This is a genomic window from Pseudomonas sp. H1_F01 (assembly GCF_054681425.1).
Genome location: NZ_CP162823.1, coordinates 6,573,865 through 6,593,038 on the forward strand (window position 1 = coordinate 6,573,865; position 19,174 = coordinate 6,593,038).

15 protein-coding genes are annotated in these 19,174 nt (G+C 62.8%); 2 read left to right on the forward strand and 13 right to left on the reverse strand.

Going from position 1 to position 19,174, the window contains the following annotated elements; translation table 11 throughout:
* Positions 1-3: 3 nt before the first annotated feature.
* The 6 genes from AB4O09_RS29565 to AB4O09_RS29590 form a co-directional block, all read right to left on the reverse strand.
* Positions 4-2,100: a biotin/lipoyl-binding protein gene (locus AB4O09_RS29565; protein ID WP_027912158.1), complete on the reverse strand. Its 2,097-nt coding sequence runs from the start codon at positions 2,098-2,100 to the stop codon at positions 4-6.
* Position 2,101: 1 nt separating this feature from the next.
* Positions 2,102-3,421, reverse strand: a complete 1,320-nt coding sequence (locus tag AB4O09_RS29570) for an efflux RND transporter periplasmic adaptor subunit (RefSeq protein WP_223529060.1) — start codon at positions 3,419-3,421, stop codon at positions 2,102-2,104.
* Complete coding sequence (locus AB4O09_RS29575; RefSeq protein WP_003196573.1) at positions 3,418-4,194, reverse strand: efflux RND transporter periplasmic adaptor subunit; 777 nt, start codon at positions 4,192-4,194, stop codon at positions 3,418-3,420. The genes AB4O09_RS29570 and AB4O09_RS29575 overlap by 4 nt, the downstream gene beginning before the upstream one ends.
* 244 nt (positions 4,195-4,438) lie before the next feature.
* Complete coding sequence (locus AB4O09_RS29580) at positions 4,439-6,874, reverse strand: alpha/beta fold hydrolase (protein WP_033028045.1); 2,436 nt, start codon at positions 6,872-6,874, stop codon at positions 4,439-4,441.
* 9 nt (positions 6,875-6,883) lie between these two features.
* Positions 6,884-8,326 (reverse strand): TIGR01777 family oxidoreductase, encoded by a 1,443-nt coding sequence (locus tag AB4O09_RS29585; RefSeq protein ID WP_460107824.1) that lies wholly within the window; start codon positions 8,324-8,326, stop codon positions 6,884-6,886.
* A complete protein-coding gene (locus AB4O09_RS29590; protein ID WP_223529055.1) occupies positions 8,319-8,807 on the reverse strand; it encodes a cell division protein in 489 nt (162 codons plus the stop codon). Before AB4O09_RS29590 ends, AB4O09_RS29585 begins: the two co-directional genes overlap by 8 nt.
* Before the next feature lie 577 nt (positions 8,808-9,384).
* Here AB4O09_RS29590 and AB4O09_RS29595 point away from each other — a divergent pair.
* Positions 9,385-9,753: a DUF6124 family protein gene (locus AB4O09_RS29595; RefSeq protein WP_013692018.1), complete on the forward strand. Its 369-nt coding sequence runs from the start codon at positions 9,385-9,387 to the stop codon at positions 9,751-9,753.
* Between the two features lie 284 nt (positions 9,754-10,037).
* Here AB4O09_RS29595 and AB4O09_RS29600 read toward each other — a convergent pair whose 3' ends face one another.
* From AB4O09_RS29600 to AB4O09_RS29630, 7 genes are all read right to left on the reverse strand, one after another.
* Positions 10,038-10,904, reverse strand: a complete 867-nt coding sequence (locus AB4O09_RS29600; protein WP_003196564.1) for an ABC transporter permease — start codon at positions 10,902-10,904, stop codon at positions 10,038-10,040.
* 12 nt (positions 10,905-10,916) lie between these two features.
* Positions 10,917-11,777 carry an ABC transporter ATP-binding protein gene (locus tag AB4O09_RS29605; protein ID WP_003196562.1) on the reverse strand — a complete coding sequence of 287 codons (861 nt, stop codon included), beginning with the start codon at positions 11,775-11,777 and terminating at the stop codon, positions 10,917-10,919.
* A 5-nt stretch (positions 11,778-11,782) separates the two neighbouring features.
* Complete coding sequence (locus AB4O09_RS29610; RefSeq protein WP_003196560.1) at positions 11,783-12,805, reverse strand: ABC transporter substrate-binding protein; 1,023 nt, start codon at positions 12,803-12,805, stop codon at positions 11,783-11,785.
* A gap of 37 nt (positions 12,806-12,842) precedes the next feature.
* Positions 12,843-13,745: a TauD/TfdA dioxygenase family protein gene (locus AB4O09_RS29615; protein ID WP_003196558.1), complete on the reverse strand. Its 903-nt coding sequence runs from the start codon at positions 13,743-13,745 to the stop codon at positions 12,843-12,845.
* Positions 13,746-14,130: 385 nt separating this feature from the next.
* Positions 14,131-15,498 carry an HlyD family type I secretion periplasmic adaptor subunit gene (locus AB4O09_RS29620; protein ID WP_003196556.1) on the reverse strand — a complete coding sequence of 456 codons (1,368 nt, stop codon included), beginning with the start codon at positions 15,496-15,498 and terminating at the stop codon, positions 14,131-14,133.
* Complete coding sequence (locus tag AB4O09_RS29625; RefSeq protein ID WP_003196554.1) at positions 15,488-17,644, reverse strand: type I secretion system permease/ATPase; 2,157 nt, start codon at positions 17,642-17,644, stop codon at positions 15,488-15,490. Before AB4O09_RS29625 ends, AB4O09_RS29620 begins: the two co-directional genes overlap by 11 nt.
* 37 nt (positions 17,645-17,681) lie before the next feature.
* A complete protein-coding gene (locus tag AB4O09_RS29630; protein ID WP_003196552.1) occupies positions 17,682-19,031 on the reverse strand; it encodes a TolC family outer membrane protein in 1,350 nt (449 codons plus the stop codon).
* Between AB4O09_RS29630 and AB4O09_RS29635 the strand changes: the two genes are divergently transcribed.
* Positions 19,030-19,173, forward strand: a complete 144-nt coding sequence (locus tag AB4O09_RS29635; RefSeq protein WP_155252638.1) for a hypothetical protein — start codon at positions 19,030-19,032, stop codon at positions 19,171-19,173. The genes AB4O09_RS29630 and AB4O09_RS29635 overlap by 2 nt on opposite strands.
* Position 19,174 lies beyond the last annotated feature (1 nt).

Below are 19,174 nucleotides of genomic sequence, written 5' to 3' on the forward strand. Positions count from 1 at the left end.
CCCTTAGAACCCGCTTTCCCTGACACCCAACGCCGCCAACCGACGCCAGGCCGCTCCCAACACCGACTCGCCCTTGCCCTGCAACACCGCCACCCCACGCAGCGGTTGCACCGGGGCAGAGGTATCGCCCACCGCACTCAGGCGCACGCCGTATTGCGCCTGCACCGGCTCGGCCCGTTGCTGCGAGTCGCGGCGCACCGCAATCGGTCCGTGATGATCAGACGTCAACGCTTGCTGTTCGACCCAGGCCACGCCGTTGGTATCGATTTCATTCAGTTGCACGGCGATGGAGGTGTGCATCGGATCGTCCGCAATGAACCGTCCCGTGGCCCCCGGCTCGACCCGCCAAAGCTCGGCTTCGGTCAAGTACCCGCGCAATCGCGAATCGGTCTGCACCACCCGCGCCAGCGCCTGCGTGGGCGACAACCAGCGCCCGACCGACAGTTGCGGCAACAAGTCGCGCACTTGGCCGGCATGGGGCGCGCGCAGCAACAGGCGTTCACGCTGGGCGACCAGGCCCCGGTATTCGGCCACCGCTTCGGCCAATCGCTGTTCGATGATGCCGGCATCGGCAGCGGTTTCGCTGCGCCCGGCCTGACGCCGCATCTGCAACTGCTGGATCTCGATTTCCCGGCGCACGATGGTCAGGCGCGACGCCATGTCCGGCGACTCCAGCTCAATCAACACATCGCCCTGTGCCACAGTCTGGCCGTCGCGCACATTCACCTGCTTGACCCGGGCCGCCACCGGCGCGTGCAAGGCACTGGCACGCCCGGCCTCGAGCATGGCCGGCACTTCCACCGCGCTGCGCCAGGGCAGCAACAGCACCAACAGCAAAGCCAGCACCACCAGGCTGCTCAGGAGCACCCTAACGCCGTGGGCCTGCTCACGGCGACTCCACCATTGCCGCCATTCATTCACGATGGGCATAAAAATGAACCACACCAATTCCACCATCATCAGAAAAATGCCCAGCACCTTGAAGAACAGGTGATAGACCGCCAGGGCAATCCCGAAAAACAACAACGCCCGCCACAGCCAGGAGCCATAGCCCCACACCAGCAAACGGCGCCGCATCTTCGGCGACCAGGGTTCCGGCGCCGCCGCGCCATAACCGAACAAGGCTTCACGCAGGCGCCAGCGGCACAGGGCGAACGCACGCCCCTGAAGGTTATCCACCGCCCAGAAATCACTGAGCAGGAAATACCCATCGAAGCGCATGAAGGGGTTCAGGTTGATGACCAGCGTGGTGATCCAGGTGGCGCTGGCCAGCATGAACGCCGCGGTGCGCGCCGGCCCGTCGGGCAGCAGCGACCAGGCCAGCAACGCGATGCACGCCAGCACCAGCTCGGCCAGGACCCCGCCGGCACCGATCAGCAACCGCGCGCGGCGGTCATTGATCCGCCAGGCATCGCTGACGTCGGTGTAGAACATCGGCAACAGCACCATGAATGCCACGCCCATGCTTTGCACACGACAGCCCGCACGCTTGGCCATGAATGCATGGCCGAATTCGTGGCACAGCTTGGCGAAGAGCAACGCCGTCCCGAACGCCAGCGCACCGCCCAGGCTGAACAGGTGCGGAAACGTCGCGATGAATCGCTGCCAGTCCCGCGACACCAGGAAAATGCCGGCACCCAAGGTCAGCGGCAGACCATAGCGCAGGATCCCGGGGCCGAACCGCGCCAACCAGGGCCAGGCACGATTGAGAAAAGCGTCCGGGCGCCACAGCGGAATGCGAAAAAACAGGTATTGATGCAGCAGGATCTGCCACAGGCTCTGGCGCTGCGCGGCGGTCTTGAAGAGATAGCTGTCGCGCTGTTGCGGGTCCATCGCGCTGATCAGATCATGACCGCGCAAGAAACCCAGCAACTGCTCCAGCGATTCACCATTGAGTGGCAGGCCTGGCTCGCGGTTCGCGGCTTGCAGCACCTGCTCCGGATCACCCAGGGACCAGTGTCGCAACATGCGCATCGCCGCCGCGCCAAGCTTGAAATAGCGCCCGCGCACCGGATCGGCCAAGGTCCACTGCGGCGAACCGTCCGGGTCCGGCGCCGCCGGGGACAGTTGCAGGTCCGGCCGCAGGCTCGGCAGCTCCATGCTACAGGCCTACGCTCTGGCGCAGGCCGGCCAGTGGTCTACGCAACAGGTACAACGCCAGCGGAGCACGGTCGCCGAAGACCTTCGCCGTACCTCGCAGGCCGATACGCGGCGCTTGAGCATCGAAACGCGCATCCAACCGATACGCCAGTTGCCCGGCGGCGGTAGGCTGCGCTTCATACGCCGAGCGCTCGAGCCAGGCCAGGTGCCGCTGCAACGGGTCGCTGTCGAGAAACAACGCCACTTGCGCACCGGGTTCCAGGGCAATCGCGTCGCCCACCGCCAATTCAATACGCAACTCGGCCTGGTTCGGATCGGCGATCTCCATCAGCCGCTCGCCAGTCTGCACAGGCTTGCCGAGCCAGCGCTCGGCGTCGGCGAACACCGCGATGCCGTCGCGCTCGGCGCGTACTTCGCTGCGCTTGAGCAGTTCAAGCGCGTAGTTGCGCTCGGCGCGTTTCTGTTCGACTCGGGCGGCCAGCAGGTCGATCTTCGAACTCGATTCCGCGTCGGCAAACGAGCGCTGGGAATTGGCCTTGAGTTCTGCCTCGGCCACGCCCAACGCACGCTCGGCCACATCGGCCTGGGCCTTGAGGCTGGTGCTTTCGAAACGCAGCAGCAGGTCACCGTTCTTGACGGCCTGGTTAGGCTTGACCAGGAACTCGGCGATCACCCCATCCAACGGCGCCGCCACCACCTGCCCGCCCAGCGGCACCACTTCGGCCGGGGCCAACACGGACTGGCGCACAGGGATCAGCAAGCCCAGCAACAACACCGCCACCAGGGCGACCTGGCGCTTGCGAGTCCAGCGCAGGCGCCACGGCTTGCGCGGTTGCAGCGCCAGCCACGCATGGCTGTAGGTGTCGCCCAGTTGCGACAGCAGTACTTGTTCAGGCGGGGTCCAAGGCAGGTCGCGGGCCAGCCACAAACCGCCGAACACTTGGGCCTGATGATCGATCAACGGCAGCCAGAACACTTGTCCGGCCGACAAGCTTCGCCAGTCTTCCCGAACGGATTCGCTTACCCCATCGGCGGCAATCACCCGGGCCTGCTTCAGCACCCCCTGCTTGAACAACTGCGCCACGGCCTGCTCGACGAACGCCACGAACGGCGCATTCGGCTCCACGGTGCTGACGCCGGTCACCGCCTGGACCTTGCCGGCGATCAACAACGCGGCGTGGCGAAACCCGAACAGCGCCTGGCCGTCGTTGACCAGGCTGTAGCTCAATTGCGCCGGCGTTCGTGCGGCCCGCGTATGACGCTCCAGGTCGAGGAAGCGGGCAAACACCTGCTCGGCGCTGCCCGACATCGGCGCGTTCACTTGGGCTCCGCGAAACGCGCCGTGCCGCTCATGCCCGACAGCAGGCCGCTGGCATCCGGCACGTTCGCCACCAGCAGCAGGGTCTGGCTGCCCTCATCGATGCGCGCGCCCAGGCGCTTGACCGTCGCTTGCAACGGCTTGCCGGTTTCATCGGGGATAAACGTAAAGGGCTGACCGGGCTTGAGCCTGTCCATCCAGCGTGAAGGCACCAGCAAATGGATCTCCAGGGTGCGGTTGTCGACCACATCCAGCAACGGCGCGCCGGCCGCGACGCTTTCATAACGCTGGACCTTGCGTGCCACCACCTGACCATCGAAGGGTGCGACCACGCTGCAGCGCTTGACCTGGACCTGGTACACCTGGGACTGCGCCTGGGTCTCGTTGAGCCGGGCCTCGGCCCGCGACACTTCAAACCGCCCGACTGACTTCAACGCCGCCAACTGCCGGTTATGCGCCAGTTCCTCACTGGCACCACGGCTGGCCGCCTGGGCCGCATTGAGCTGGGCCTGATAGGCCGAGCAATCGAAACGCGCCAGGGTGTCGCCCTTCTTGAACGACTCACCCTCACTGAACGGCAACTCGACGATACGCCCGGCCAACTCGCTGGCCAGCACCGCCTGATCCCGCGCCCGAAGCACCCCTCGAGCCTCGTTGCCAGACGCACTGGCCGTGGCGTTACTCTCAAGCAATGGATCGTCTGCTACAGGCGTTTGCGCCTGGACACCGCACGCTACAAAGGCCAATCCCACAACCCAACTACTTAAACGTCGCATGACCGTTACTCCCTGACGGATGGGCGGAGTCTACGACAGCGGTAGGGGGCGTCAAGGGAGTAACCGTGAAGCAAGGAGAAATCTCTGTGGCGAGGGGATTTATCCCCGCTGGACTGCGCAGCAGTCCCAAGCATGTATTCAATCTCCCTGAAGTACCGAGGCGTCAGGTTTCGAGGCTGCTACGCAGCCTAACGGGGATAAATCCCCTCGCCACAGGTTATGTGGTTGGCAGACATCGCGCTGCCTACTCCACCAACCTCAACACCCCATCGCAATACACCACCTCACGCCCCAACCACCCCACATCCACCTGAGGCAATACCGCCGAAGGTTTGCGCAATTCACGCAGCAACGTCGAGCCGTGGGACAAGCGTCCGCCCATGCGCGCGATCACGGCACGGGAGCTTTGATAGTGGGCGTGGCGGCCGGGGTCGAGGGTGTCTTCCAGCAGGATGTCCTGGCCCAAAATACCTTGGGCCTGACCCGGGTAGATCAAGAACCCACTCGCCTGCTCGGTGCCTTCACGCCCGTCCTGCCAGAAGCTGCCGTCGCGGCTGCGGATGTCCGGGTGCGGCGCGAACCAATGCGCCCGGTCCACCGTCGGCATGGCGTGATGCAAGCGAAAGAAAATCCGCATCAGGTTGTCGCGATACCATTCGCGCACCTGCAAGTAGTAACCGCGCAAGCCTGGCAGACCGGTCGAATGGGCCAGGCGAATCGTCAGGGGCCATTGTGGGAAGGTCTGCAACGGCAGTTCGGTCGGTGCCGGGCGTGGCGTCGCTGGATCGGTTTCCCAGGGCAGCCGATGCGGACTGTGTTCAAGATTGTCGTAGGCGGTCGGTGGCCGGCCCAGCCAGTCGCCGCCACTGCTGGCCAGGGCACTGGCGATGCACAGGTTGCCTTGCACCACGAACACGTAGAAACGGGTAAACCAGTCGGCCAGTTGCTGGCCGTCTGCGCCTTGTCCGGTCAGTTCCTGCAGCTCTCGGTCAAAACGTCGCAAGCCGTTTTCCAGCGTCAGCAAATGCCCGCGGGCAACGCGTTGCATGCGCAGGAACAACGGCAGCGAACGCAGCAGGCGCAGCGGCCGCCAAGGCAGGTGCGGAGTCGCGCCGCCGACCTCGCCGGCGTAGCTGCTGGCGCTGATGCCCCAGTCGGCCAGCCTGGCGAGAAACAAATCATTGTTGATATACGAAGCGCCGCCAAACACCGCCGTGAAAGGCTCGTTGTCTTGCAGCACCCGCGAGTCCCAACGCGCCATGATCGCCGGAATGCTCGCCGCCGCGCGGCGCTGGGCGTACTCCACCAACACGCTGGGTTGCGGCGGCAGGATCTCGGCGATGTTGGCGGCGGTCAGGTGGCGGCGCCAGCCATAGTCGCTGATCGGTCGGTACTGCAACAGCCAGAGTTGCGTGCCGTCCCAGGCCCATTCAACATCGCCGGGTACGTAGTGGAAGACCCGCAGCACGCCTTGGAGAAAACGCCACAGCAGGTCTGCAGTCAGGCCATGGGCGGGCTTGAAGGTGTCGCTGTTCCACGACGCGCCGAGGCGGGAAATGATCGCGCGCTCGGGGCTCACCTTGCCATCGGCCAACGATTCCAGATGCCCTTCGACCCATTCCAATTCAACGGACAGGTGACGCACGAAGGCGATCCCGGACAGCCGTGGCGTGATGAAGCGCTGCACCACCACTTCCTCGACACCTGCCGCACTCAACTCGGCAATGCGCGCCGGCACGTTGTGCGTCGGCTCGCGCAGGAACGTGGTGCTCAAGCCGGCATTGGCCGCATCGGCCTGATCCTCCCCGTAACTGGAGGAACGCACTGCCCAGAGAGCGTCCGGCTGGCTCTCCAGAAAGTTTGGCAAACGCGGATCATCACAATCGTTGAGCGACAGCGCCGCAGGCACCGGCTGCCCAGCCAACGCCGCCAGACGCAAGCGGCCGCCTTTGGTATGCGCGACGAAACCACGTTCGCCGGATTCCAGCCACGCCGCGAATTCAGCGGGTGAATCGATCCACGGGTAATGCCCCCAGCCGGGTTTCAGGCTGATGGTCAGATCGGCACGGGCGAGAATGGCCGACCAGGCCGCCGCCTGCGCGACGCCCAGCACCTTGTCCTGATCGCCCCACACCAGTTCGACCGGGTCGGTTATCCACTCCAGCAATGGCAAGGCGGTGTCGGCACGCACCAAGTCCCAGTGCGGCACAAAGGCGCGGCAGCGAGCATAGCCGGCGCCCATGCGCTGGTACTGCGCGGGCGTCCAGGACTGGCTGGAAAATTTGCGGGCAAACAGCGTCGGTTTGTTCGCCAGCAGCCAGTGAATGGTCTTGCGAATCGACAGCGGCGACATCAACGCCGGCAGCCGTCGCTGCCACAAAAACGCACCCACCGGCGCCAACAACACACTGCGACAAAAATGCCCCGGCTGACGTTGCAAGGCGTGCAGCACCAGCAAGGCGTTGACCCCGACCGCCATGATCGCGCTGCCCTTGTCCGTTGCCGCCAGCAACGCCTGGGCGTAGGCCGCCAAGTCTTCGCAGGGAGCCTGAGGGTTGTTGCCGAAGCCGGGCAGTTCCAGCGGCACCACGTCATGGTGTTGAAAGTGCGGCAACGCATCGTCCCACCAATCGGCAGCGCTTCCGTTGCCAGCCAGCAGGTACATCCGGGGCTTGCTCATGGGCGCTCCTCAGACCAGGTCGCGCAGGGCAGCGTCAAGCGTCGGGTAACGGAACGTATAGCCCGCCTCGACGAGACGACTAGGCAGCACACGTTGACCGTCGAAAAACAACTGAGCCATTTCGCCTGCCAAAGCACGCACCGGCGCGGCGGGAATGTGGAACCACACCGGGCGCTTGAGCACCTTGCCGACGCTTTCGGCGAACAGCGCCTGACTGACCGTTTCTGGCGCCACCAGGTTGTAGGTGCCACTCAGGCTTTCGTCATCGAAGGCCCGGGCGATCACTTGGATCACGTCGTCGCGGTGCACCCAACTCATGATTTGCCGACCGTCACCCATCCGCCCGCCAAACCCCAGGCGAAATGGAATCAGCAACGGCAACAACGCACCGCCCGGGCCAAACACCACGCCCAGGCGCATCACCACCTGCCGCACACCCAATTCGGTGGCGGGCCGGGCTGAGGCTTCCCAACGCACACAGAGTTCAGCCATGAAGCCATCGCCCTGGGTGGCGCTTTCATCGAGACTTTCACTGGCGTCACGCACGCCATAAAAACCGACGGCCGACGCCTGTATCCACAACGCCGGTTTGTGCCGGGCGTTTTTCAACCAGGTCATCAAGGCTTCGGTGGTATTGACCCGGCTGGCGATGAGTTGCGCCTGGCGCGCGGGGCTCCAGCGCGGCCCGGCGACCGGCGCGCCTGCCAGGTTGATCACCACATCGAAGGTTTCGTCATGACCCAGCTTGCCCAGGGAGCGCAGGCAACGGGCGCGGCCATCAAACAGATAGGCCGCTTTCAATGGATCGCGAGCCAGCACGGTGACTGTGTGCCCGGCGTCGAGCAATTGATTGACCAGCGTCTCGCCGATAAACCCGGTGCCACCCGTGACCAGCACGCGCTTGTAGGCACCACCGGCAAACGGGTTGGCGGGTTTGCCCGCGCGCTGCATGCGCAAGGCCGCCAAGCCGTCGCGAATCCCCGAGACCGTGACCCCGATGGCAAACAATGTCAGCAGCCAACCGCGCCAGCCCAGGTCGATCGCGCTCAGGCCGGTGGGCAAACTCGCCCACTGCGCCAGTTGCACGCCGTACAGCGCGAAGAAGGCCCCGCCGTTGACCGCCAGCACCGTGTGCATGATGCGCTCGATGGCGGGCAGCTTGCGGCTACGGTCCTCGACCACGAAATCCCAGAGCGTCAGGCCGATCTCCAGTGCGAACAGCAACGCAATGACGATCGCCCAAGTCCCCTCGAAGGCCAAGTGCGCCATGCCCAGGAACAGGATCCCGTAGAAGCACGAGCGCAGGGCGTGGATGGAGAGCTCCAGCCGGGCACTGTGGCGATAGGGCAAGGCGACGGTGAGTTCGTGGTGGTACAGGGTATCCAGCGCACCGAGGATCGCCTGGGCAATCAGCAGGGTGATGGCCCAGTCCAGCAGTGAAAAGTCAGGCATGGTTTGAATCACTCGACGCGTTGTCAGTCAGGGAGGTGCGGCGGTCGTGGCGATAGAGCCAGAACAGCGGCGGCAATAAAACGATCAGAGCCAGGCTGTCGAACCATAGGTGGGACCAGACCCGTGCCTGGGCGGAAATCAGCATGTCCTGGGGCGCCCAGAGCAGGATGCCGGCGATCAGCCAGCCCCAGGGCATGGCGCGCTTCAATCGATGGCCGATATGGACCAGGGCGAGCATGTACAGCCCATAGCTCTGCAATGTGGCGCCGAACAAGGCCAGCCACCAGACCTGTTGCGCGCGGGCCGTGACGGGCACTGAGTCGGCTCCCCAGAAAGCCTGTTCGATATTCTGCAGATAACCGTCGAGCAAGCCCGAATGACCGGCCCAGGTCAGCGTGACGCCGGCGAGCAGATGCATCAGGGCGGCGGCATATAACCAAACGACCAGGGCTTTGCGAAGGGGACTGTGAGGGGGTGGCATTCCATGTCCTGAAGGCTTGCTTGAGGGCGGCCAGTCTAAAGGAAATGGAGAGGGCTTTACTTGGCTAATTGTGGCGTGGGGATTTAGCGAAATGTCACACCGCCCTCTGGACCGTAGGAGCTGTGTAGGAGCTGTCGAGTGCAACGAGGCTGCGATCTTTCCCTAGACACTTGAGTCCCAAGATCGCAGCCTCGTTGCACTCGTCAGTTCCTACAGGGTGCAGCCCAGCGGAGCGGTGTGCAGCTTGCATACAGCAAGGTCCTAGGAGATTTCCTTCAAGTTGCGGCGATGTTGGTGAACTTGTCCGGCTCGGGGCTCACCGCTAGTCTGGGTTTGTCACTGAAAAAACGGTGACACGGACGTGCAAGTCCGGGTAAAAGAACGCCAAATAATGCCACCAGCCATTCAATGAGCATTCGTGCCCGTGTTTTATGGCGGCTGTGTGTGGGGAGACCTTCGGGTCTGCCGAGGTTTTTTTGGTGGTTCCTACTCGGTCTTGCACACCCTCACATAGCTGCCACCCTTATATCGCGTGCAAGCGAGCTAGGGCGGCTCTGATTGAATAGGAAGCCAAAACATGTTCAAGGTAACTCCGAATCCGCCAGGAAGCCCTGGCAACTCCGACAAGTCCTCAAAAACCAAAAAACTCGACGAAGCCGCCGAGCGCGTCCTCGACTACTACCTCAATCCCAAACCCACCGATGAAGCCTCGGGCAAAACCCAAACCGCCCAACTCTTCATGGTCGCCCCTGATATCGACACCGAAATCCTGTTGGCCAATGCCTCCGAAGATCTGCTGTCCATCAGCGCCATCGCCGCCGACCTGGCTGATGATGTCGACGGTTCGCGCCGCAGCGTCATCCTGGCGATCAGCCGGATGGCTGATGGGGTGCATTTGTTGGTGGAAAGGGCGATGGATCGGCTTGAGGTTCAAGCGGCGGGCTGACAGGCCTGTGGTGAGCTGAAGATTGCCATCGCGAGCAAGCTCGCTCCCACATGGGTTTTGTGTCGAACCCAATATCGAGACACAACACCACCCCACTGTGGGAGCGAGCTTGCTCGCGATGGCGTCAGCCCAGACAACCCATAACCCGTGGCGAGGGAGCTTGCTCCCGCTGGCCTGCGAAGCAGGCCCCCAGCATTCCTTCAGGCAACCCGCATGGCCCGGTTTGCGACTGCTGCGCAGCCGAGCGGGAGCAAGCTCCCTCGCCACAAAGGTGTACTACCGAATCACCGCTGCATCCCCCAGCGCTTCACCGTCACCCGCTCCAGACTGTCGAACACCAGATTCTCCACCAGCAACCCGATCAGAATCACCACCGCCAACCCGGCAAAGACCTTGTCGGTGTACAGCTCGTTGCGGTTCTGGAAGATGTACCAACCCAGGCCTCCTTTGCCGCTGGTGGCGCCGAACACCAGTTCGGCGGCGATCAGGGTACGCCAGGCGAAGGCCCAGCCGATCTTCAGCCCGGCGAGGATCGACGGCAGCGCCGCCGGAATCAGGATGAACAGCACAAAACGCAGGCCCTTGAGCCCGTAGTTGCGCCCGGCCATGCGCAGCGTTTCCGACACACCGAGAAACCCCGAATACATGTTCAACGCCAGTGCCCACAGCACCGAATGCACCAGCACGAAAATCAGGCTGTTCTGCCCCAGGCCAAACCACAAGAGGGCCAGCGGCAACAGGGCGATGGCCGGCAATGGATTGAACATCGACGTCAGGGTGCTGAGCAAGTCGCGACCGAACTGGGTCGACACGGCCAGCGTGGTCAAGCCAAACGCCAGGACGATCCCCAGCAGATAGCCCTTGAGCAGCACCACCAGGGAAATCCACACCTTGCCCAGCAGCTCGCCGCTGAGCAAACCGTCGTACAACGCGCTGGCGGTCTGCAAGAAGCTCGGCAGCAGCAGGTCGTTATTCTGGTATCGGGCCACGCCCTCCCACACCAGCGCCAGCAGCAACAGGATCAGGCTTTTGCGCAACCAACCCTGTTGCCAGAGGCGCTGGCCCAAGGGCAACTCGCGCTCCAGTGGCACGTGGGTCAGGGGTTGCAGATCGACTTCGTACTCTTCGCGCGCAGGCGATAACTGGCTCATGGAACGCTCCCCTTAATACGCGATGCGGATGTCGGTGAAATCCAGCTCACGCTCGATTTCCGGCGACTGGCTTTCATCGAACAGCAACCGATGAATCCGCCGCGCCGTGTGCTGGAACCCCACGCCGCCGAGGCTGTGCAGATCGTATTGATGGCTGTGGATTTCCGCCCGTACCCTTCCTGGGTGCGGTGACAGCAGCAGGATGCGATTGCCCACCACCAACGCTTCTTCGATGGAGTGAGTGACGAAAAGCAGGGTGAAACGCACCTCTTCCCAAAGCAGCAGCAACTCTTCCTGCATCTTGCGTCGGGTCAGGGCATCGAGGGCGGCGAAGGGCTCGTCCATCAGCAGGATTTTCGGTTGCATCGCCAGCGCTCGGGCAATCGCGACGCGGGCCTTCATCCCACCGGACAAGGTGTGTGGGTAGGCATCGGCAAACGCCGCCAGGCCGACTTTGTCGAGATAGTGCAGTGCCCGCTCCTCGGCCTCGCGACGCTTAAGCGTGCCGGATGCCAGCAACGCGAACATCACGTTCTGCTTCACGGTTTTCCAGGGCGGCAGTTGATCGAACTCCTGGAACACCACGATCCGATCCGGTCCCGGCGCGCTGACAGTCTGGCCTTGCAAACGAATCTCGCCTTCGCACGGCGTGATGAAGCCGCCAATGGCCTTGAGCAAAGTGGACTTGCCGCAGCCCGATGGGCCGAGCAGTACGAAACGGTCCGCCGGATCGACTTCGAAACTCACTTGGTGAGTGGCCCGCACCACCCGCTGCGGGGTGCGGTATTCAAGGCTGACATTATCCACGGACAACAACGCGGTGCCGGTGGAAGTGGGGTTGCTGGCCGCGTGGCCTTGCAAAAGCGCGTTCATGACAATCAGCTCCCCTGCAGCGGTTTGGCGTCCTGGAAGAAATAATCTTCCCACGACGCCGGTTTGTTCTTGATCGCGCCGACGCGGTAGAGGAACTCGGCCAGCGGGTAGGTATTTTTCGGGCTGACGGTAAATTCGATCTGCGGGTTGTCGATGATCTTCAGCAACGTCGCCCGGTCGATCTTGGCCTTGGTTACCCGCAGGTAAGTGTCCGCCGCCGCGCCTTTGTCCTTCTGAGCGAATTCGGCCGCTTCGGTCAGCGCCTCGACGAATGCCTTGTAGGTTTTCGGGTTTTCATCGCGGAATTTCTCGGTGGCGAACAGCACCGTGGGCGAATTCGGCCCGAGCACGTCATAGGAGTTGAGCACCACGTGGACGTTGGGGTTTTGCAGGGCCTGATCCTGGAACGGCGGGTTGGAAAAGTGCCCGGTCAACTCGGTGCCGCCGGCAATCAACGCCGCCGTGGCGTCCGGATGCGGAACCGCCAGGGTGTACTTGTCGAGGCGATTGAAGTCCTTGTCGCCCCACTGTTTCGCGGCGGCGTATTGCAGCAAACGCGACTGCACCGAAACGCCCACCGCCGGCACCGCGATGCGGTCCTGCTCGGTGAAGTCGGCGATGGTCTTGACGTTCGGGTTGTTGCTCAACAGGTAATAAGGGAAGTTGCCCAGGGAGGCCACGGCCTTGACGTTCTGTTTGCCGCGGGTGCGGTCCCAGACCGTCAGCAACGGCCCGACGCCGGCCCCGGCAATATCGATAGAGCCCGACAGCAACGCATCGTTGACCGCCGCGCCGCCCGACAATTGGGTCCAGTCGACCTTTATCTCGATGCCCTCCTGTTTGCCGTATTTTTCGATCAATTGTTGATCGCGGACCACGTTCAGCAACAGGTAAACGATGCCGAACTGCTCGGCGATACGAATCTCGCCCTCGGCGTGGGCGCTGGCCGGCGCGACCAGGCTGCCGGCCAGCAAGCTGAACCCCAGGCCGATGGCGGCCAGCGGTGCAAAAGCAATGCGTTTGGACATGGAGATTCTCCGGGCTCTTTGCGCGAGGCGCAGCCGATCAGAAAGGGGCGTCGCCCTGGATGGTGGTGCGATACAGCTTGCGGCGCAGATGACTCGGGCAACCGGCGGCCAAGTGGATCAGCGAGCGGTTGTCCCAGAACACCAGGTCATGGGGCTGCCATTGATGGCGATAGATGTTCTGCGGCAGCACGCTGTGGGCATACAGTTCGGCCAGCAGCGCTGCGCTTTCGTCCTCCGGCAGACCGACGATGCGGGTGGTGAACCCCTCGCTGACGAACAACGCCTTGCGCCCGGTTTCCGGGTGGGTGCGTACGATCGGATGCACCACTTCGGCGACCTGGGCCAGTTGCTCCGGCGTGAGCGTCGGGCGCCAGTTGCCTTCGAATTTGGTTTCGCTGTAGCGCGCCGTGTAGGAGTGCGCCGCCGAACGGCCTTCCACGGCTTTACGCAGCGCTTCGGGCAGAGCGTCCCAGGCTTTGTGCATGTCGGCGAACAGCGTGTCGCCGCCTTCGCTCGGCAGTTCCTGGGCGTGGAGCATCGAGCCGAGGCTGGGCAGTTCTTTATAGGAGAGGTCCGAATGCCAGAACTTGCCAGCATCGCCGAGACCGACGGATTGGCCGTTTTCGATGATGTTGGAGACGATGAGGATTTCCGGATGTCCGGCCAACAGGAACTGCTTGAGCACATGGATCTGCAGCACGCCAAAACGGCGGCTGAAGGCGATCTGTTGTTCCGGGGTGATGCGTTGGTCGCGGAACACCACGACGTGATAGTCCAGGTGTGCGCGGTGGATGCGGGCGAAATCCTGGTCGTTGACCGGTCGGGACAGGTCCAGCCCGACGATTTCGGCGCCTACGGCATCGCGCAACGGACGGATTTCGAACGACTGCGGGGCAATGTTCGCGATAGGTGAATCTGGAGAATAAGAGACGGCTGACATACATCACTCCCACGCACAGCGCGCTTGAACAGGCGCGCAATCGATCAAAACTCACGGCGTTACCGTGTTGGTTTGTGTCGTGCGGCGCGCCGATTGGTCGGCAGGTACGCAGGGGGATGACTTTAAAGGCATAAGAACAGTAATTTAAATACCGTTAACGAATAACGATATGACCTGGAGTTTTGCACCGCACCGCTGTGGGAGCAAGGCTTGCCCGCGATGAAGACAACGCGATCCGAGGCGCCTGTTTAGCGAGCAAGCTTTGCCCCCACACATGGGAATGTAGCCAAGGATGCTCTGCGCTCCGAAAAGCGTGACGCGGAGCGTCACAGGAGGCATTCCCACGCGGAGCGTGGGAACGATCAACCAACGATCAACCAGGGCGCTACCGCTCGTGCAACGCCTCGGACCGGGCCTTGATGATGGGCTTGAGCAGGTAGCTGAGCACGGTTTTCTTGCCGGTGATGATGTCCACCGACGCCACCATGCCCGGAATGATCAGCAGCGGTTTTTCATCGGTGCCCAGGTGGCTGCGTTCGGTGCGCAGCTTGATGACGTAGTAGGTGGTTTTCTTGTCTTCATCGGTGATGGTGTCGGCGCCGATCTGTTCCAGCTTGGCTTTCATCCCGCCGTAGATGGTGTAGTCGTACGCGGTGAATTTCACCGTGGCGTCCTGGCCGGGGTGCAGGAAGGCGATGTCCTGAGGACGGATTTTCGCTTCCACCAGGATGGTGTCGTCCAGCGGCACGATTTCCACCAGGTCGCTGCCGGGCTGGATCACGCCGCCGATGGTGTTCACCAGCAACTTGTTGACGATGCCGCGCACGGGCGACGTCACCAGGGTCCGGCTCACCCGATCTTCCAGGGCTTTGCCAGTGGCCTGGGCCTTGTTCAGGTCGGTGCGAGCTTCGTTGAGCTGCGTCAAGGCTTCGCTGCGGAACTTGCCACGGGTCTCGTCGATCTTGCGCTGTACTTCCTTGATCGCCGATTCGGCACGCGGGATCGCCAACGTCGTGGCGTCCAGTTGCCCACGGGTCTCGACCTCGGCGCGCTTGAGCCGCAGCACTTCCACTGGCGACACCGCGCCCTGTGCCACCAGCGGCTCGGACATGTTGATTTCCTGGCGTTGCAGCGCCAGGCCGGAGCGGTACTGCGCCTGCTTGGACACGAATTCGCGCAGTTCCTGCTGGCGCTGGATCAACTGCTCCTGCAAGCCGCCGATTTCATCGTGCAACTGCTGGCGGCGGCTGAGGTACAGCGACTCCTCGCTGGCGGCCTGGCCCGGCACCGCCTTGAGCACATCGGCCGGGAAGTTGAGCGGCCGGTCGTCGACCTCGGCACTCAGGCGCTCGACCCGCAACAGCATGGACAGGCGATCGGCCTCGGTTTCGCCGACGTTGGAGACAAACCGGGTGTCGTCCAGGCGAATCAACGACGCGCCGGCATCGACGATCTGCCCTTCCTTTACGAACAGCTCGGCGACGATGCCGCCTTCCAGGTTCTGGATCTTCTGGATCTTGGACGATGGGATCGCCTTGCCGTCGCCCTTGGTCACTTCGTCGATCTCGGCGAAGTTGGCCCACAGCATCAGGAACACAAAGAAGCCGATGATGCCCCAGATCGTCAAACGCACCACCCGCGGAGCGTCCTCGATCAGGGCTTTGTTGACCTCGGGCAGCGGTTGGCCGTGCAGCGAGTCGGAACCTTTGAAATAACGGCCCACCGCGCCCTTGAAACCGGATTTAAGCAACACTGATCTGCCCCTTCTTCAACGCTTCCATGACAGCGGCTTTCGGGCCGTCGGCGAGGATCTGTCCACGGTCGATCACCAACAGGCGGTCCACCAGCGACAGCAAGGATGCACGGTGCGTCACCAGCAACACGGTCTTGTTTTCCACCACGGCAGCCAAGCGCTGTTTCAAGCGTTCTTCACCGGTGTTGTCCATGGCGCTGGTGGGTTCATCCAGCAACAGGATCGGCGGGTTGAGCAGCAGCGCGCGGGCCAGGGCGACGTTCTGGCGCTGACCACCGGACAGGTTCTGTCCGCGCTCACCGACTTGCAGTTCATAGCCTTGCGGATGCAGGCGGGCAAATTCATGCACGCCCGCCAGTTCAGCGGCCTGGAGCACCAGTTCATCTTCGACGTAACGGGCGCCGGAGGTCAGGTTGTCCCGCAGGGTACCGGCCAGCAGCTGGATGTCCTGGGGCACGTAGCCAATGTTGTAGCGCAGCTCGCTGACGTCGATCTGGCGGATGTCCACGCCGTCCACCAGCAAGGCGCCGTCGTCGGGTTGGTAAAGCCCCACCAGCAACTTGGCCAGGGAACTCTTGCCCGAGCCGCTGCGGCCGATGATGCCGATTTTCTCGCCCGGCTTGATCACCAGGTTGATGTTCTTCAGCGCGGGGTTCTGCTGGTTCGGATAAGTGAAATTCAACTGACGGCATTCGACGGCACCCTGCAGGACCTTGCGGCTCAGGGGGCGCTCGTCGAAATTGCGCTCTTGGGGCAGCTCCATCATCTGGTCGACGGACGTCATGGTCACCCGCGCCTGTTGGTAGCGGGTCAGCAGGCCCGACAGCGAAGCCAACGGGCTGAGGGCGCGACCGCTGAGCATGTAGCAGGCAACCAGCCCACCCATGCTCAGGCTACCGGCGATGATCAGGTAAACGCCGAAGACGATCATGACCACCCCGGCCAGTTGCTGGATCAGCAAGGTGATGTTCATTGCCAGGCCGGACAGCATCTTCACCCGCAGTTCGAGGCGGCTGAGGGTGCCGATGGTCTGTTCCCACTGGTATTGGCGTTCGCTCTCGGCGTTGTTGACCTTCACCGCGTCCAGGCCGGCCAGGGTTTCGATCAGGCTGGATTGGCGCTCGGCGCCCAAGGCCATGGTTCGCTCCATGGTCGCCACCAAAGGCTTCTGCAGCGCATAGCCGATCAGCAGGGCAATCGGGAACGCCAGCACCGGAATCCACACCAGGTGCCCGCCGATAATCGCGATGACCATGAAGATCAGCAGGGTGAACGGCAGGTCGATCAGGCTGGTGAGGGTCAGCGAAGCAAGGAAGTCCCGCAGGCTCTGGAACTCATGGATGTTCTGGGCAAAGCTGCCGACCCGCGCCGGGCGGTATTTCATGGACATGCCGACGATGCGCTCGAACAGCGTCGCCGAGATGATCAGGTCGGTTTTCTTGCCCGCCAGGTCCAGGCACAGGCTGCGCAGCATCTTGAGGATCAGGTCGAAGACATAGGCGCCGGTGATACCAACGGCCAATACCCACAGAGTCGATTCGGCCTGGTTCGGCACCACGCGGTCGTAGACGTTCATCACGAACAGCGGCGCGGCCATGGCGATGATGTTGATCAGCAGGCTCGCCGCGATGGCATCGGCGTACAGCCAGCGGGACCGTTTGAGGGTGTCGCGAAACCACGAACGCGCCCGAGGGATCAGCGTGCCGTGGTTAACGTCAAATTTATGCTGCGGCTGGGCGAAGAACACCTTGCCGCTGTAGTCATCGGCCAGCAGTTCACGGCTGATGGTCACCTCACCGCCGTCGCTTTCGCTGAGCAGCAACCGCGCCTGGTCGTCGCCAACCCAGCCCAGCAGCACGGCACTGCGGCCGTCCTTGAGCAACAACAGCGCTGGCATGGCGATGGTCGGGATCTGCTCGAGCTTGCGTTGCAGCACCCGACCTTGCAGACCGGCACGGGCCGCCGCGCGCGACAATAATTCGACGCTCAGCCGCTGCTTGGGCAGCGGCAGGCCGGTGGTGAGCATCGCCGCGCTGGCCGGCTTCTGATGCAGCATGCAGAGCGCCAGCAAGCCGTCCAGCAGCGGGTCGTCGTGCAGCGTGCGCGGGTCATGAACTAGTTCGACTGGACTGACTTCTGATTCCACGCTCGGCACTCTGACTGATTAAAACGGGTGGTAGGACTCAATTCATCCCAGGCAACTGGACCTTGGGCTTCATGTCGTTCTGCACAACCGATGCCAACGGCGCGACCACACCCTGGCTTTTCAACAGCTGGCCCATGGTTGCCTTGATCCGGTACTGGGTGAACAGCTGCACATTCTTGATTTCCGCCAGGCGACGGGAAGCGCTGAACAGCTCGTTTTCGCTGTCGAGCAAGTCGAGCAGGGTCCGCTCGCCGAGGCTGAACTGCTTCTGGTAGGCGGTGCGCACGTTAGCGCTGCGATCCACGTATTGCTGGGCGACCGGCACCTGGGCATTGGCGTTGTTCAAGGCGTTCCAGGCCAGGCCCAGCTCTTCGTTCAACTGGCGCAACGCGTTGTTGCGAATGTCCAGGGCCTGGTTGGACAGGTACGACTTGGATTCCAGGTCCGCCTTGTTGCTGCCGCCGGCATACAGGTTGAAACGCATGCGCAGCATGGCTTGCCATTCATTGTTGTGACCGTTCTGGCCGTCCAGGTCGTTGTCGGCAGTGCGGCCCAGCTCGGCGTCGAAGCGTGGGTAGAAGCTCGACTTGGCGGCTTCGTACTGCTGCTCGGCAGCGGCGATGTCGGCTTCGGCCGAACGCAGCACCGGGCTGTTTTCCAGCATCTGGGCACGGGCTTCGGTCAGGTTGGCCGGCAGCAACGCCAGAAAATCAGCAGGACGTTCCAGTTGATCGGGCAGTTGTCCAACGGCGCTGAGGTAGTTGGTCTCGGCATCGGCCAGGTTGGTTTGTTCGGTGATCAGGTTGTTGCGGGCCTGAGCCATGCGCGCTTCGGCCTGGTCCAGGTCGGCGCCGCTGCCCACGCCGCGGGAAGTACGCAGCTTGATCTGGTCGAAGATGCGCTCGTGGCTCTTGAGGTTTTCCTCGGCCAGGCGCACGAACTCGCGACGGGTCAGCACGTCCAGGTAGACCTGGGCCACTGTCAACCCGGTGCGCTCGGACGCGTCCAGCAACGAGTAGGCACGGGCATTGACGGTGGCTTGCTGACGCCCCACTTCGCTGGACGTCGCAAAACCGTCAAAAACCATTTGCGACAGGCGCAGGCTCGACTCGCTACGGTTCAGGGTTTCCCAATGATTGGTCCCGCCCGACCGGGTGGTGACGCTGTCGGTGCCTTCACGGCCGTATCCGGCTGCAAGGTCCACTCTAGGCAGGTAGCCGCCCTTGGCCGCCTTGAGTTGGTAATCCGCCGCGAGGCGACTGTTCACGCCAGCCTGGATTTCAGGATGGACATCCAGCGCCTGTTGCATGGCCTGCGGCAAGGTTTGTGCTTGTACGAAACTGGCGGCGAGAGCAAAGGGTAAAGCCTTGAACAGGTACAGACGCATGATGGATTTCTTCCTGAAACACTTGTCTTGGATCACAGCGAAACGTGGCGCTGCATCGGATGATGGCAACCGGAATGACCGTATGTCGGAAAGTTCAAAACAGGAGCTGGAACACGCACTGAAAGAACAGGTCGCCGCTTAAA